This window comes from Nocardia coffeae (assembly GCF_019890715.1).
Classification (GTDB): domain Bacteria; phylum Actinomycetota; class Actinomycetes; order Mycobacteriales; family Mycobacteriaceae; genus Nocardia; species Nocardia jiangxiensis.
Window position 1 is genome coordinate 37,798 of record NZ_JAINZY010000012.1, and the last position, 14,880, is coordinate 52,677.

At 68.6% G+C, this 14,880-nt stretch carries 14 protein-coding genes; 5 read left to right on the top strand and 9 right to left on the bottom strand.

Going from position 1 to position 14,880, the window contains the following annotated elements; all coding sequences use genetic code 11:
- Window positions 1–8 precede the first annotated feature (8 nt).
- From argF to argC, 5 genes are read right to left on the bottom strand one after another with little or no spacing between them, the layout of a single operon-like run.
- Window positions 9–956 carry an ornithine carbamoyltransferase gene (argF, locus tag K7711_RS34010; protein WP_222974689.1) on the bottom strand — a complete coding sequence of 316 codons (948 nt, stop codon included), beginning with the start codon at window positions 954–956 and terminating at the stop codon, window positions 9–11.
- The gene (locus tag K7711_RS34015) at window positions 953–2,161 is read right to left on the bottom strand and encodes an acetylornithine transaminase (RefSeq protein WP_222974690.1); all 1,209 of its coding nucleotides are present in this window, start codon (window positions 2,159–2,161) and stop codon (window positions 953–955) included. The genes argF and K7711_RS34015 overlap by 4 nt, the downstream gene beginning before the upstream one ends.
- A complete protein-coding gene (gene argB / locus K7711_RS34020; RefSeq protein ID WP_222974692.1) occupies window positions 2,158–3,123 on the bottom strand; it encodes an acetylglutamate kinase in 966 nt (321 codons plus the stop codon). The genes K7711_RS34015 and argB overlap by 4 nt, the downstream gene beginning before the upstream one ends.
- Complete coding sequence (argJ, locus tag K7711_RS34025; RefSeq protein ID WP_222974694.1) at window positions 3,120–4,325, bottom strand: bifunctional glutamate N-acetyltransferase/amino-acid acetyltransferase ArgJ; 1,206 nt, start codon at window positions 4,323–4,325, stop codon at window positions 3,120–3,122. Before argJ ends, argB begins: the two co-directional genes overlap by 4 nt.
- A complete protein-coding gene (gene argC, locus K7711_RS34030) occupies window positions 4,322–5,416 on the bottom strand; it encodes an N-acetyl-gamma-glutamyl-phosphate reductase (protein WP_222974696.1) in 1,095 nt (364 codons plus the stop codon). Before argC ends, argJ begins: the two co-directional genes overlap by 4 nt.
- Before the next feature lie 93 nt (window positions 5,417–5,509).
- Between argC and K7711_RS34035 the strand changes: the two genes are divergently transcribed.
- A complete protein-coding gene (locus tag K7711_RS34035) occupies window positions 5,510–5,992 on the top strand; it encodes a MarR family winged helix-turn-helix transcriptional regulator (RefSeq protein WP_222974698.1) in 483 nt (160 codons plus the stop codon).
- A 56-nt stretch (window positions 5,993–6,048) separates the two neighbouring features.
- Window positions 6,049–7,392 carry an FAD-dependent oxidoreductase gene (locus tag K7711_RS34040; protein ID WP_222974700.1) on the top strand — a complete coding sequence of 448 codons (1,344 nt, stop codon included), beginning with the start codon at window positions 6,049–6,051 and terminating at the stop codon, window positions 7,390–7,392.
- A gap of 11 nt (window positions 7,393–7,403) precedes the next feature.
- Here the strand turns inward: K7711_RS34040 and K7711_RS34045 are convergent, their stop codons facing one another.
- From K7711_RS34045 to K7711_RS34060, 4 genes are all read right to left on the bottom strand, one after another.
- On the bottom strand, window positions 7,404–8,864 hold the full coding sequence (locus K7711_RS34045) for a GntP family permease (RefSeq protein ID WP_222974702.1): 1,461 nt from the start codon (window positions 8,862–8,864) through the stop codon (window positions 7,404–7,406).
- 7 nt (window positions 8,865–8,871) lie between these two features.
- A complete protein-coding gene (locus K7711_RS34050; RefSeq protein WP_222974704.1) occupies window positions 8,872–9,498 on the bottom strand; it encodes a bifunctional 4-hydroxy-2-oxoglutarate aldolase/2-dehydro-3-deoxy-phosphogluconate aldolase in 627 nt (208 codons plus the stop codon).
- A 63-nt stretch (window positions 9,499–9,561) separates the two neighbouring features.
- The gene (locus K7711_RS34055) at window positions 9,562–11,181 is read right to left on the bottom strand and encodes an N-acyl-D-amino-acid deacylase family protein (RefSeq protein ID WP_222975039.1); all 1,620 of its coding nucleotides are present in this window, start codon (window positions 11,179–11,181) and stop codon (window positions 9,562–9,564) included.
- A gap of 14 nt (window positions 11,182–11,195) precedes the next feature.
- Window positions 11,196–12,473, bottom strand: a complete 1,278-nt coding sequence (locus K7711_RS34060; RefSeq protein WP_222975041.1) for a type III PLP-dependent enzyme domain-containing protein — start codon at window positions 12,471–12,473, stop codon at window positions 11,196–11,198.
- 128 nt (window positions 12,474–12,601) lie between these two features.
- On the opposite strand from K7711_RS34060, the gene K7711_RS34065 reads away from it, so the two are divergent.
- Genes K7711_RS34065 through K7711_RS34075 form a run of 3 tightly spaced genes read left to right on the top strand, consistent with a single transcriptional unit; the run spans window position 12,602 to window position 14,855 of the window.
- Complete coding sequence (locus K7711_RS34065; protein ID WP_235748211.1) at window positions 12,602–13,669, top strand: sugar kinase; 1,068 nt, start codon at window positions 12,602–12,604, stop codon at window positions 13,667–13,669.
- Window positions 13,666–14,451 (top strand): IclR family transcriptional regulator, encoded by a 786-nt coding sequence (locus K7711_RS34070; RefSeq protein WP_222974706.1) that lies wholly within the window; start codon window positions 13,666–13,668, stop codon window positions 14,449–14,451. The genes K7711_RS34065 and K7711_RS34070 overlap by 4 nt, the downstream gene beginning before the upstream one ends.
- Window positions 14,448–14,855 carry a RidA family protein gene (locus K7711_RS34075; RefSeq protein ID WP_222974708.1) on the top strand — a complete coding sequence of 136 codons (408 nt, stop codon included), beginning with the start codon at window positions 14,448–14,450 and terminating at the stop codon, window positions 14,853–14,855. The genes K7711_RS34070 and K7711_RS34075 overlap by 4 nt, the downstream gene beginning before the upstream one ends.
- Window positions 14,856–14,880: the final 25 nt, after the last annotated feature.

Consider the following 14,880-nt stretch of genomic DNA (forward strand, 5'->3'; position numbering starts at 1 on the left):
TCTTCCGATCACGATCGTCGCTCCTGCCCATCGTTCTTGCCCAACAGCCACACCAGCAGCGCCTTCTGTGCGTGCAGGCGGTTCTCCGCCTCGTCCCAGACGACGCTGTGCGGGCCGTCGATCACCTCGTCGGTGATCTCCTCCCCGCGGTGCGCCGGAAGGCAGTGCAGCACAACCGCATCCGCGGCCGCATGGGCGAGCAGTTCGGCGTTGACCTGGAACGGCCGGAACGGGCCGACCCGGTCCAGACCGTCGTTCTCCTGACCCATGGAGGTCCAGGCGTCGGTGACCAGTGCGTCCGCGCCGGTGGCCGCGGCGACCGGATCGCCGGTGACCGTGACGCTCGCCCCGGTCTCCGCGGCACGCTTGCGAGCGGCGTCGAGCACCCAGTCCGCGGGCTCGAAACCCGAAGGCGCGGCGATGATCACGTTCAGGCCCGCGGTGACGCCGCCCACCAGCAGTGAATGCGCCATGTTGTTCGCGCCGTCGCCGAAGTAGGCCAGGGTGCGGCCGGTCAGATCGCCCTTGCGCTCGGTCAGGGTCAGCAGATCGGCCAGCACCTGACAGGGGTGGAATTCGTTGGACAGCGCGTTCACCACGGGAACCGTTGCCGTGGCGGCCATCTCGTCGAGCCGGTCCTGTTCGAAGGTGCGCCACACGATCGCGTCGACGTAGCGCGAGAGCACCCGGCCGGTGTCCGCGAGGGTCTCCTCGCGGCCCAGCTGGGTGGTGCGGCCGTCGACCACCACCGCGTGTCCGCCGATCTGGGCGATCCCCATCTCGAAGGAGAACCGGGTGCGGGTGGAGTTCTTCTCGAAGATCACTCCGACCCCGCGCGGACCCTCCAGCGGTCGCCGCGAGAACGGCGCCGCCTTCAGTTCCGCTGCCAGCGCGAGGATTTCGGCCTGTTCGGCCGGGCTGACGTCGTCGTCGCGTAGGAAGTGACGGATGCTCACTTGTCCCCCTTCTCCAGGGTGGTGTGCTTCTCCAGGGCGGTGTCCAGGATGCCGGGCAGATCCGACAGCAGGCTCGAGGCTTGAGTCTCGGTCAAGATCAGCGGCGGCGCCAGCCGGATGACGTCGGGCTTGGCCGGATTCACCAGATAACCACGTTCGCGGGCGGCCAGTTCCACCTGCGCGGCCGCCGGTCGATTCAGCTGGATGCCGATCAGCAGGCCCGCGCCACGCACGTGGTCGACCAGCGGATGCCCGAGTTCGGCAATGCCGTCGGTGAGTTTCTTGCCGACCGTCTCCACGTTGTGCAGCAGATCGTCCCGGTCGATGGTGCGCAGCACCGCCAGCGCCGCGGCGGCGCACACCGGGTTGCCGCCGAAGGTGGTCCCGTGCAGGCCGGGGGTGAGCAGGTCCGCCGCACGGCCCTGCGCGAGCACCGCGCCGATCGGCAGTCCGCCGCCCAGGCCCTTGGCCAGGGTGATCACGTCCGGCACCAGACCCGCGGCCTGATGGGCGTAGAAGTGGCCGGTGCGGCCGATGCCGGTCTGCACCTCGTCCAGGATCAGCAGTGCGCCGTGTTCGGCGGTGATCGCGCGGGCGGTGGCCAGATAGTCCGGCGGCGGCACCACGACCCCGCTCTCCCCCATCATCGGTTCCAGGAATACCGCGGCGGTATCCGAATCGACCACGGCGGCAAGGGCTTCGGCGTCACCGTAGGGTACGTGCACGACGCCGGGCGGCATCGGCTCGAACGGCGCGCGCTTGGACGGCTGGCCGGTCAGCGCGAGCGCGCCCATGGTGCGGCCGTGGAACGCCTCCTCGCAGGCGACGATCTTGGTGCGCCCGGTCAGCCGTGCGATCTTGAAAGCCGCCTCGTTCGCCTCGGTGCCCGAATTGCAGAAGAACGCCCGGCCCGCACCGTCACCGAAATGCGCCAGCAGACGTTCGGCGAGTTCGATCACCGGTTCACTGGCATACAGATTCGAGACGTGTCCGAGCATGTTCAGCTGCGCGGTCACCGCCTCGACGATCGCCGGATGGGCGTGCCCGAGGCTGTTCACCGCGATACCGCCGAGGAAATCGAGGTAGCGCTTCCCGTCGGCGTCGTGCAGTTCCGCGCCCGAACCGCGCACCAGCGCGATCGCGGGGGTGCCGTAGTTGTTCATCAGCGAATTGGACCACCGCTGCTGAATGTCCTGAGTACTCATGGGTTTTCCGTGCCCTCCTGCGGCGCAGAGGTCCGCGGTGGGGTCGAGGGGGAGATCATCGTGCCGATTCCCTCCCCGGTGAACAATTCCAACAAGACCGCGTGCGGCACCCGCCCGTCGATGACGTGTGCGGTCGGCACGCCGCCGAGCACCGCGCGCAGACAGGCCTCCATCTTGGGCACCATGCCCGAGTCCAGCGAGGGCAGCAGCTTCGCCAGCGCGTCGGCGTCGATGTGGGTGGTCAGCGAGGACCGGTCGGGCCAATTCGTGTACAGCCCTTCGACATCGGTCAGCACGACCAGTTTCTCCGCACCCACCGCGGCGGCCAGCGCGCCCGCGGCGGTGTCGGCGTTGACGTTGTGCACCACGCCGTCCACATCGGGGGCCAGGGTCGACACGACCGGAATGCGACCCGCCCGCACGATGTCCAGCACCGCGTCCGGATTCACCGACGTGACGTCGCCGACCAGGCCGATATCGGTTGTCTCACCGTCGATCTCGAGGGTGCGGCGGGTCGCGGTGAACAGCCGCGCGTCCTCGCCGGAGATGCCCACGCCGTACGGGCCGTGCGCATTGATCAGGCCGACCAGCTCCCGGCCGACCTGACCGAACAGCACCATCCGCGCGACGTCCAGCACCTCTGGTGTGGTGACCCGCAGCCCGCCGCGGAATTCGCCTTCCAGACCGAGCCGTTTGAGCATCGCGCTGATCTGCGGGCCGCCGCCGTGCACCACGATCGGGTGGACGCCCACCGTGCGCAGGAAGACCATATCGGCGGCGAAGGCGCGCTTGAGGTCCTCGTCGATCATGGCGTTGCCGCCGTATTTCACCACCACGACGGTGTCGCGGAACTTCTGCAGCCAGGGCAGCGCGTCGGCCAGCACGTGCGCCTTGTCCAGTGCGGACAGCCCGGCCACGGTATCGGTGACCGACCGGGGCACAGTGGAATCGGTCTCGCTCATGAGCTGTACGCCGAATTCTCTTCGACATACCCGTGCGAGAGGTCCGTGGTCCGGATGGTGGCCTCGCCCTGGCCCAGATCCAGATCGATCACGATGTGGATGTCCGCGCCGGACAGATCGACATCCCGTGCGCCCGGTGCGCCCATCCCGCCGACGCACACCGGATTCCCGTTGAACGACACCGAGATTCGATCGGGCTCCAGGTCGATCGGTGCGATGCCGATCGCGGCCAGTACCCGGCCCCAGTTCGGATCCGATCCGAAGATCGCGGTCTTGACCAGCGAGTCGCGGGCCACCGCACGAGCTCCGATCAGCGCCTGATCCTCGTCCACCGCACCGCGCACGGTGACCAGCACCCGCTTGGTGACGCCCTCCGCGTCGGCCATCAACTGCCCGGCCAGATCATCACAGACGGCCAGGACCGCCGCGTCCAGATCCTCCTGCGCGGGGGTGACCTCACTGGCACCGCTGGCCAGCAGCAGCACGGTGTCGTTCGTGGAGCACGAGCCGTCGACGTCGAGGCGATCGAAGGTGCGCGAAGTCGCCTTGCGCAGTGCGGAATCCAGCTGTTCGGGAGTGGCCACGGCATCGGTGGTCAGCACCACGAGCATGGTCGCCAGCGACGGGGCCAGCATGCCCGCGCCCTTGGCCATCCCGCCGACGTTCCACTTGTCGTGATGGTGGTACGCCGCTTCCTTCGGGACGGTGTCGGTGGTCATGATGGCGTGCGCGGCATCGGTCCCGCCGGATATCCCGCCGGCCATCTCGTGCACGATCTCGGTGACGCCCGCGATCACCTTGTCCATCGGCAGCCGGTCCCCGATCAGTCCGGTCGAGCAGACCGCGATCTCGCCCGCGCCGGTTTCGGTTCCCCAGTTGCTCAACGCTTTCGCCAATTCCTCGGCGGTGGCATGGGTGTCCTGGAATCCGCCCGGACCGGTGCAGGCGTTCGCACCGCCGGAGTTCAGGATGACCGCGCGCAACCGGCCGCCGGTCAGCACCTGCTGCGACCACAGCACGGGCGCGGCCTTGACCTTGTTGCGGGTGAACACCCCGGCCGCACCGCATTCCGGACCCTCGTTGACCACCAGTGCCAGATCCGGCTTGCCGGTCGCCTTGATCCCGGCGGCGATCCCGGCCGCGCGGAATCCCAGCGGTGCGGTCACACCCTGGGTCCGGACCAATTTGTCGCTGGATGTCACGGTGCCACTCCTACGGTGGGAAGTCCGGCGGTCTCGTCGTAGCCGACCGCCAGATTCATCGATTGCACCGCGGCCCCCGCGGTGCCCTTGGTCAGGTTGTCGATCGCGCCGATCACGACCAGCTGTCCGGCGTCGGCGTCCACGGCGACCTGGAGAGTCACCGCGTTGGAGCCGAGCACCGAACCGGTCTGCGGCAGTTGCCCTTCGGGCAGCAGATGCACGAAGGGTTCGTCGGCGTAGGCCTTCTCGTAGACCGCGCGGGCCTGCGCGAGATCCACTCGCGTGGGCGCGGTGCAGGTGGCCAGAATGCCGCGCGGCATCGGCGCGAGCACCGGGGTGAACGAGACCGTGACATCGGCCCCGGCGCAATCGAATTCGCGGCCCGCCGCGGCACTCGCGGCCGCCGCCTTCAGATTCTGCGCGATCTCCGGGGTGTGCCGGTGCGCACCGGCGATGCCGTAGGCGCGCACGGAACCCATCACCTCCGAACCCAGCAGTCCCACATCGGGTTTGCGGCCCGCGCCGGAGGTCCCACTCACCGCGACGATATGCACGCTCGGCTCGACGATCCCGGCGGCCACCGCCGGCGCCAGCGCCAGGCTGGACACGGTGGGATAGCAGCCCGGCACCGCGATGCGGGTCGCGCCGCGCAACCGCTCGCGCGCACCCGGTAGTTCGGGCAGGCCGTAGGGCCAGCTGCCCGCATGCGGAGTCTTGTAGTACCGCTCCCATGCCTGCGCGTCGGTGAGCCGGAAATCCGCGCCGCAGTCGATGATCACCGTGGACTCGGGCAGTGCGGTGGCGATTGCCGCCGACTGGCCGTGTGGCAGGCCGAGGAAGACGATGTCGTGTCCGGCCAGGATCTCCGGCGTCGTCTCGGTGAGCACCCGATCGGCCAGGGGCAGCAGATGCGGCTGCGACTCCCCCAGCGGCGTACCCGCATTGGACCCGGCGGTCAGCGCCCCGATCTCGAGACGCCCACTTCGGTACGCGGGATGTCCCAGCAGCAATCGCAGGACTTCACCGCCCGCGTATCCGCTCGCACCAGCCACCGCGACCCGCAGCACGGGCCCACTCGAGGTATCCGCCATGTGATGATTATGCACGATCATGCAATCCCATTCATAGCGGGGTTGCCGGAAAAAATACTTGTTTCACAGGATCAAATAATTTACCTTTGTTTCATGCAAGCAAATAAGTCCCAGATCGGCGAGCTGGTTCGCACCGTCTCGCATTTCGCCGAGGCCAACCGGCAGGGGCAGGCGCGGATGTTCGACGCGGTCCGGCTGGGCGTCTTGCAACTGGCCGTCGAACACGGCCCGCTGCGCGCGGGCGAGGTCGCCGAACGGCTCGACGCCCTCCCCTCCTCGATCACCCGGCACATCCGGGCGCTGGCCGAGGCCGAACTGGTGAGCACCGAGCCCGACCCGGCGGATCGTCGCGCGGTCCTGCTGGTGGCCACCGACACCGGACGCACCGAATTGCGGCAGTTCCTCGACGTCGGGGAGCAGGTATTCGGCGCGGTGATCGCCGAGTGGCCCGCCGACGACGTGGTCACCCTGACCCGGCTGCTCACCCGGCTGACCCAGGACTGGGCGCGCTACGGCGCCGAACAGCAGCAGGCCGCCCGCAAGCGCAACCGGCCGTTCGGCTGGAGCCAGGGCTGATCTACCCGAAAACCCTTCTCGCTATTGATAATCGATCAGGATTGGAAGTGGATACCATGTCCGCTGATACATCTGTGCGCGTGATCATCGCCGGTGGCGGGATCGGCGGCCTCGCCCTGGCGCACGGGCTCCGCAAGGCCGGAGTCGAGGTCGCGGTATACGAACGCGATCGGCACCGCACCGATCGGCTGCAGGGCTTTCGCATCCACATCAGCCCGCGCGGCAGCCGGGCCCTGCACGAACTGCTGCCCGAACATCTGTACCGCGCGTTCGTCGACCACTCCAATCCGGTCGAGTCCGGAATCGGATTCGGATTCGCCACCGAGCGGATGACCACCCTGCTAGAACTCGACCGCGAGACCATCGAGGGCAATCCCGCCGACGAGGTCGACCGCAACTTCGGCGTCAGCCGCATCACCCTGCGTCAGATCCTGCTGTCCGAACTGGACGACGTGGTGCACTACGACAAGGCGATCACCGGATACACCCAGCTGCCCGACGGTCGCGTCGAGGCCCGATTCGCCGACGGCACGACGGCGATCGGGGATGTGCTGGTCGGCGCGGACGGCGGTACCTCGCGGGTGCGCGCGCAACTGCTCCCGCACGCCGAGCGCGTCGACACCGGCATCGTCGCCATCGGCGGCAAGTACATGCTGACCGAGCAGAGCCGCCGTCGCCTCGCACCCCGGCTGCAGCTGGCTCCGGTCAGCGTCATTCCGCCCAGGAGCTGCGGCATGTTCGTCGCACCGCACGAATTCTCTGCCGCCGGAGCCGGTTCCGGGACGATCGGCGGCAACGACGGTGCCGCACAGCTGTATCCGGGCGCGCTGTTCGACAACACCCGGCCCTATGTGTTGTGGAGCTACGCCGCCAAACGCGGCGATTATCCGGCGGATCTGGAAACCATGGGGCCCGAGCGGCTTCGGGATCTCGCCGATCGGCTCACCGCCGACTGGTCACCGCAGCTGCGCGAGCTGATCACCGGATGCGACATCGAAACCGTCACCCTGCTGCCGATCCGCACCTCGGTCCCGGTCGAGCCCTGGGAGACGACGAATGTCACGCTGCTGGGCGATGCGATTCACAGCATGACCCCGTTCCGCGGTATCGGCGCCAACACCGCCCTGCGCGACGCGCACCTGCTGACAGCCGCGCTCACCGCCGCGGCGCGCGGTGAGCGGCCGCTGCTCGGCGCCCTGCACGAGTACGAGGCGCAGATGATCGGCTACGGTTTCGCCGCCGTGCGCGCCTCCCTGCAGGCCGCCGAGCAGTCCGTCTCGGACAGCCGGGTGTCCCGCACCATGGCCCGCACGGTCTTCCGGCTGGCCGGTGCGCTGCCCCCGCTGAAGCGGAAGATGTTCGGCGGCTTGGGCAGCGAACCGGAACCGGCGCGGGTCTAGTCCCGGCGCGGTCAGCTCACCAGGGCGAACAGTATCGCCGCCACCGCGAAACTCACCACCGACAGCACCGTCTCGAGCACACTCCAGGTCTGCAGCGTCTGTTTCACCGACAGATTGAAGAATTTCGAGATCATCCAGAAGCCGCCGTCGTTGACGTGGCTCAGAATGATCGAACCGGCCGCGATCGCCATGGCGATCAACGCCAGCGACATCTGTGAGTAGCCGTGTCCGACGACCAGCGGGCCGACGATGCCACCGGTGGTGACGATCGCCACGGTGGCCGAGCCCTGGGCGATGCGCAGACCGCAGCTGATGATGTAGGCGAGCACGATCACCGGCAGTCCGGCCTCGGACATGGTGTGCGCGAGCACCTTTCCGATGCCGGTGGCCGAGATGACCGCGCCGAAGAACGCGCCCGCACCGATGACGAGCAGCAGCATGCCCACGGGCCGCAGCGATTCCGCGGTCAGCACGCCGAGCTGCTGCACCGTCGAGCCGCGCCGCAGACCCAGGATGTAGAAGGCGACCAGGACCGCGATCAGCAGCGCGACGGCCGGGTTGCCGAGGAAGGTCAGCACCTCGAGCGGCGCGGACTTCGTCTTCAGCAACTGGCTGCCGAAGGTCGCGCCCAGGATCAGCACCAGCGGAATCGCGATGATCGCACCGATCAGGGCGACCGAGGGCCGTCGAGTCGGTTCGGCTTCGGCCGGGGTATCCCCTTGTGTCCCAGCGGTATGCGCGATTCGCTCCGGCTCGGCCGCATCGCCCGAGGGCCGCACCAGGAATTCCGCCGGGACGTCCACCGTGATCCGCTTGCCGATGAAACTGCCCCAGACCAGGCCCGCCGCAACGAATCCCGGCAGGCCGCACACCAGGCCCATGATGATCAGCCAGCCCAGGTTCACCCCCATCAGCCCGCCCAATGCCACCGGACCCGGGTGCGGGGGAAGGAATGCGTGCGTCATGGACAGACCCGCCACCATCGGCATCGCGTACAGCACCAGCGATCCGCCGCCCCGCTTGGCGGCCACGTAGATCAGCGGCGCGAGGACGAAGATACCGATGTCGAAGAACACCGGAATGCCGAAGATGAGGCCGACCAGACCCATCGCGACGGGAGCGCCCTTGGGCCCGAACAGATTCTGTAGCTTCTCCGCCAGCACGTCGGCGCCGCCGGAGCGTTCCAGGATCGCGCCGAGCACCGTGCCCAGGCCGATGATCACCGAGATGTGCCCCAGAATCCCGCCGAATCCCGTCTCCAGCAGGGAATCCGAGGATTTCAGCGGTGTGCCCACGATCTTGGACACCGGTAGTCCGGCGGCCAGCGCCAGCACCAGGCCGGTCAGTAGCAGCGCGATGAAGGGCTCGAGTTTGAACCGGATGATCGCCACGAGCAGCACGACGATCGCGAGACCGCACAGAATCAGCAGTCCCGGTGTGGTGGTCCGCAGCCAATCGACGGTGGCGGCCATACTTACCTCACTTCATGGATGAAACGAAAGATCTCGCCCGCGAGGCGATTTCGGACCATCGGCCCGCGGCGACATCGCCCGGTGCGACGACGTCGGTGCCGGCCGTGACCGCCACCGCGCCATGCGCCAGGAATTCGGCGGCGTTACCGGCGTTGACACCGCCGGAGGGAATGAGCGCCGCATCGGGGAAAGGCCCCCGCAGATCCTTCAGATAGCCGGGACCGAGCGCGCGAGCGGGGAAGATCTTCACCGCCACCGCGCCCAGGTCCAGGGCGGCCATCACCTCACTGGGCGTGAACGCGCCCATCACGACCGGAATGTCGTGTCGTGCGGCCATTTCCGCCACGGCCGGACGCAGTCCCGGGGTCACCAGGAACCGTGCGCCGCTGCCGATGGCCCGCTCGGCCTGTTCGCCGGTCAGCACCGTCCCCGCGCCGACGACCGCATCGGACACGGCCGAGGCGGCGGCCAGCGCGTCCAGTACGCCCGGCGTCGTGAAAGTCAGTTCCACCGCGCGGATTCCAGCACCCGAGAGCGCCTCGGCCAGGGCCACCGGATCGGGAATCTCCGGGGCGCGCACGACGGTGAGCACACGGTCGGCACGGATCACCTCAATAGCTGTATTCGATTGCACCGCTTAGCTCCTCCGCTCGGTCCGTAAACGCCCCGGGCCGGGGGCCTTCTGGCTGATGAAATTTCACCGATCGCCCCCTGTATCGGTGCCGCCCGGCGTCATGCGTAGCGCGCGCCCGGCGAGAGCCCCGGTGGGTACGCCGCCGTCGATCGCGAATTCGCCGTTCACCAGGACATGAGCGATCCCCCGCGCCTGTTGTCTCGGCTGTTCGAATGTCGCTGTGTCGGTGATCGTCTCGGGGTCGAACAGCACGAGGTCCGCGGCGTACCCGGGCCGGATCAGTCCGCGGTCGCGCAGACGCAGCCGCTGCGCGGGGCGTCCGGTCAGATGGTGCACGCATTCCTCGAGTCCGAGCACGCCGAGTTCGCGCACGTATCGACCGAGGTAGCGCGGGAAGGCACCCCAGGCCCGTGGATGCGGCCGGTCCCCGACGAGCAGCGCATCACTGCCGCCCATGTGCCGGGCATGGCGCATGATGGCGCGCACGTTCTCCTCGTGCCCGACGTGTTGCAGGATCGTGGTCGCCAGCTCGTCGCGGCGCAGCAGGTCGAAGAAGATCTGCACCGGTGAAATATGCTGTGCCGCACCGATATCGGCGACCGTTCGCCCGACGCACCCGCCCAGCTCGGGATTCGCGACGCCACTGATCTGGATGGTCTCCCAGTCGACCGTGACCCCGTGACAGCCGTCCGAGCCGCGCACGGTCAGGTCTTCGGCGATCCGCGCCCGGTCCTGCGGATCGGTCAGGCGAGCCAGCGTCGCATCGGGCCCACCCGAGGAGGCCCAGCTCGGCAGCAGTGCCGACAGGGTGGTCGACCCGGGCAGGTACGGGTAGGTGTCCAGGCTGATATCGCAGCCGTGGGCCAGCGCGTCGTCGATCATGGCGAGCAATTCCGGTGCGCGCCCGCGATTCACGCCGAAATTCATGGTGGCGTGGGTCAGATGTACCGCGCACCCCGTCTCGCGGGCCAGCCCGATCATCTCGGCATAGGCATCGAGCGCGCCCGCACCGTAGGAGCGGGTGTGCGGGGCGTAGAAGCCGCCCGATGCCGCGACCACCTCGCACAGTGCCGCCAGTTCCGCTGTGTCGGCGTACATTCCGGGCGTGTACGTCAGGCCGCTGGACATCCCCACCGCACCCTGCGCCAGCCCTTCGGCCAGCAACTCGCGCATGCGCTCGATCTCCCGCGCGGTCGCCGGACGTTGCTCTGGACCGACGACGAGCAGCCGCAGCGTGCCCTGCGGCACCAGATACGCCGCATTGGGCGTGATCCCCGCATCGAGCCGGTCCAGGTATTCCCCGACGGTGCGCCAGGAGAAGTCCAGATCGGCGGGATTGCCGTTCCATCCGGCGATCTGGCGGCGCAGCACCGCCAGGGTGGCCGCGTCGATCGGCGCGTAGGACAACCCGTCCTGTCCGATCACCTCGGTGGTGATGCCCTGGCTGATCTTCGGGAGATGCCCCGGCTCGGTGAGCAGATGCAGATCCGAATGCGCGTGCATATCGATGAAACCCGGTGCCAGCACCAGCTTCTCGCCATCGATGACGCGCTCGCCGCCGCCGATCGTGCCCGGTCCGGCCAGTTCGGTGATGCGCCCGCCCGACACGGCGACATCGCCGCGGAAGCGGGGACTCCCCGTCCCGTCGACGATGTCGACTCCGCGAATCAGCAGGCTGCCCATCATCTTTCGCTACCTCAGAAGAAGGTGTGCAGCAGGTCGAGCACGCGCGGCCGGTCAGCGGCGGCGTCATCGATCACCGGAATCAGCCGCCACTTGTCGAAGGCCGTGCACGGATGGGACAGGCCCAGACGCACGACACTGCCGATCGGCGCGGCGCCGTCGGCGGGCAGGCGCAGGAAGGCGTGCTGGTCGTTGAGCGCCGACACGTGCGCTCCGTCCGGCATCTGCTCTTGGCCCTGCCCGCGCGAAAACCGTTGCGGTACCGGCAATCCCTCATCGAACGGCAGATCCCGCTTACCGGCGTCCAGCAGTGCCAGCCCCGGCTCTGGCCGCGACACCGTGCGCGCCCAGCCGTGCATGGCCGAACGCAGTGGGCGCTCGGTGCGCGCGGCGGCCAACGGCGAGATGCCGGAGTAGAAGCCGTCGTCGTGAATGATGTACGCGCCGGACCGCAGCACGACGGTGGTCGCGGGGCCCCGTGCGCCGGGCTCGTCGGCTGATCCGGCGAGGCGGTCCACCACCAGATCCTGATAGGCGCTCCCACCGGCGGTGAGGATCGCCGGACACTCGTAGATCTCGGCGAGTTCACGATGCAGACGGACCAGATCGTCGAGATAGCCGCGCACCACCGCGACAGCTTCGGCCTCGCGATCGTGCGCGAACGCCCCCTCGTATCCGCCGACACCCGCCAACTCGAGCCGCGCGGAGCGTCGTACGGCGGCAGCAACGGCCAACGCCTGCTCGACGCCGCGGGCCCCGGTTCGCCCGCCGGGCCCGCCGAGCTCGACCAGCACCGCCACGCGTACCCCCTCGGGAGCGTCGGCCAGATGCCGGTCCATCGTCTCGACCGTTGCCACACTGTCCACCCAGCTGCGGAACTCGAAACCCGGGTCGCGCGCGAGTTCGGCGGCGAGCCAACGTAATCCGACCGGATCGACCAGCGCGTTGGCCAGCAGTATCCGCGCCACGCCGAACGAGCGCGCCACCTGCACCTGCCAGCCGGTGGCCAGCGTGATCCCCCAGGCTCCGGCCGCGAGCTGCTCGCCCCACAGTTGCGGGGACATCGTCGTCTTGCCGTGCGGGGCCAAGCGCACCCCGGCCGCGGCGGCCCAGTCGGCCATCAGCCGTGTGTTCGCATCCAGCGCGGAGCGGTCCATGGTGAGCACCGGCGTCTGCAGATCGTCGAGATGTGGTGCGGTGGCGAGGAATTCACGCACGCTACGACCCCATGCCGACGGCGGCAGCGATTTGTGCTCCGGGCCCAGGACACGCTCGTGCAAGGCCGCGACCATCGCGGCATCGATGGGCGGTGCGCCGACGTTCGCCACGACACTCCTCTCATCAGGTTCATCACCAACGGCTATTGCGTATTTTGCAACGCTAATTGCACATTGTGTTATCCCTGGTTATTCTGCACAGGATGCCCGACAGCCGCAAGCGTTCGAAGGAGATGAGTGTGATCTGGCCGACGCCGCTGCGAATACGGGCGGTCACCGTGGGCGAGGGGCTCGCCGTACTCGTCGCACGTCCCGGCCCACTCGAGGACTCCCCCGCCTTCGAGCGCACCGCGGGCGGGGCCGAGGTGAACGTCGCGACCGTCCTGACCCAGCTGGGCATCGGCACGGCGTGGATATCCCGGGTCGGCCGAGACGGATTCGGCCGCTATCTGATTCGTCATCTGAACGAACACGGAGTGGACACCTCCGCGGTCCACACCGATCCCGCCCGGCCGACAGGTCTGTACGTCAAGGAGCGCGGCGGCGGTTCGGCGCTGCCCACCGATCTGGCCGCAGGTTCGAGCCGAATGCTCTACTACCGCACCGGATCCGCGGCCAGTGCCCTGTCTCCCGCAGACCTGACCGCCGCCGCCGGAGTGCTCGAGCACTGCGAGCTGATCCATTTCACCGGCGTCACCACCGCGCTGTCCCCGTCGGCGACCGAACTCACCGATGCGATCCTCGCCCTGCCCAGACACGGCCGGTTGATCAGCTTCGACCTGAATTACCGTCCGGCGCTGTGGATCCGGCGCAGTGACGATGCCGCGGACATCCTGGCCCGGCAGGTACGCGCGGCCGATGTGGCATTCCTCGGGGCCGACGAGGCACAGGAGGTGTTCGGCACCGGCAACCCCGCCCGGCTGCGCGAGATGTTCCCGCAGCCGCGGCATCTGGTGATCAAGAACAGCGGGCATTCGGTCACCGGATTCCTCGGCGAGGACCGCTGCGAAACCCCGGCGCTGCGCCTGCGGGTGACCGAGGCGATCGGCGCGGGCGACGCGTTCGCCGGTGGCTATCTGGCCGCCCTGCTCCAGGGCCGGCCGCACGAACAGCTGCTGCGATTCGGCCACCTGTGCGCGGCCGCCGCACTCACCGGCACGGGCGACGTCGCCGAACTCCCGCCCGCGACCACCCTCGAATCCTGGGCCGCCGCAACACCTTCCGCCTGGTCCGCACTGCGTTACACCCCCGAGTCCGCGGAGGTGTCATGAGTCAGAGCCTGCAACGCGCCCTGACCATCCTGGTCGAACTCGGCGAGGATCCCAAGACGCTGGACCAGCTCGCCGCCCGGCTGGAGGTGCACAAATCCACGGTGCTGCGACTGTTGCAGACCATGGAGGCCGACCGCTTCGTCACACACGACACCGGCCATCGCTACACGCTCGGTTCGCGACTGTTCGAGCTGGCCAATCACGCACTCGAACGCCGTGATGTCCGGACGCTGGGCCGCCCCCACCTGGAGGCGCTCAACGCCGCCACCGGGCAGACGGTGCATCTGGCGACCTACGAGTCCGGCGAAGCGATCTACATCGACAAACTCGACGCCACCCGGAGCGTGCGGATGTACTCGCGGGTCGGCCGCCCGGCGCCGTTGCACTGCACCGCCGTCGGCAAGGTGCTGGTCGCCGCGCACCCACGGGCACAGTGGCGAACCATCGCCGAACGACTGGACTACCACCCGTTCACCGAACGCACCGTCCGCACCCCCGAGCAGTATCTGGCGGAACTGGATCGCGTTGCGGCCCAGGGCTTCGCCGAGGACCACGAGGAACACGAGAGTTTCGTCAACTGCGTCGCGGTACCCGTACACGACGGCACCGGCGCGGTCGTCGCGGCGCTCTCGGTATCGGTACCGGACGTACTCCTGGACCACGAACAGGTGCTCGGCCTGCTGCCGCAGGTGCGGGCCACGGCCGAGGCCATCTCCGCCGAACTCGGGTGGAGTCCGCGAACCGAACCCCGTCCAGCCGACCGATCGAAAGGCACACCGTGAGCGAGAAGACAGCCGTTCGCACCACCGAGGCTCCCGCACCGGCGCACACCTTCTCCCAGGGTGTGCGCAAGGGCCCGTTCGTCCAGGTCTCGGGTCAGGGGCCGGTCGACCCGGCCACCGGCGAGTATCTGTACCCGGGTGACGTGGCCGCCCAGACGACCCGCACCCTGCGGAACGTCGCGGCGATCGTGACGGCGTCCGGGGCGAGTTTCGACGACGTGGTGATGCTCCGGGTCTACCTCACCGAGCGGGAGAACTTCGCCGCCATGAACGACGCGTACGGCGCTTTCGTGCAGGAGCACACCACGTCCGGTGTTCTGCCCTGCCGCACAACGGTTTTCACCGGTCTGCCGCGGGCGGAGATGCTGGTGGAGATCGACGCGGTCGCGATCGTCACCGAATAGCGAAGCGCCTCGCCGACGGTCGTCG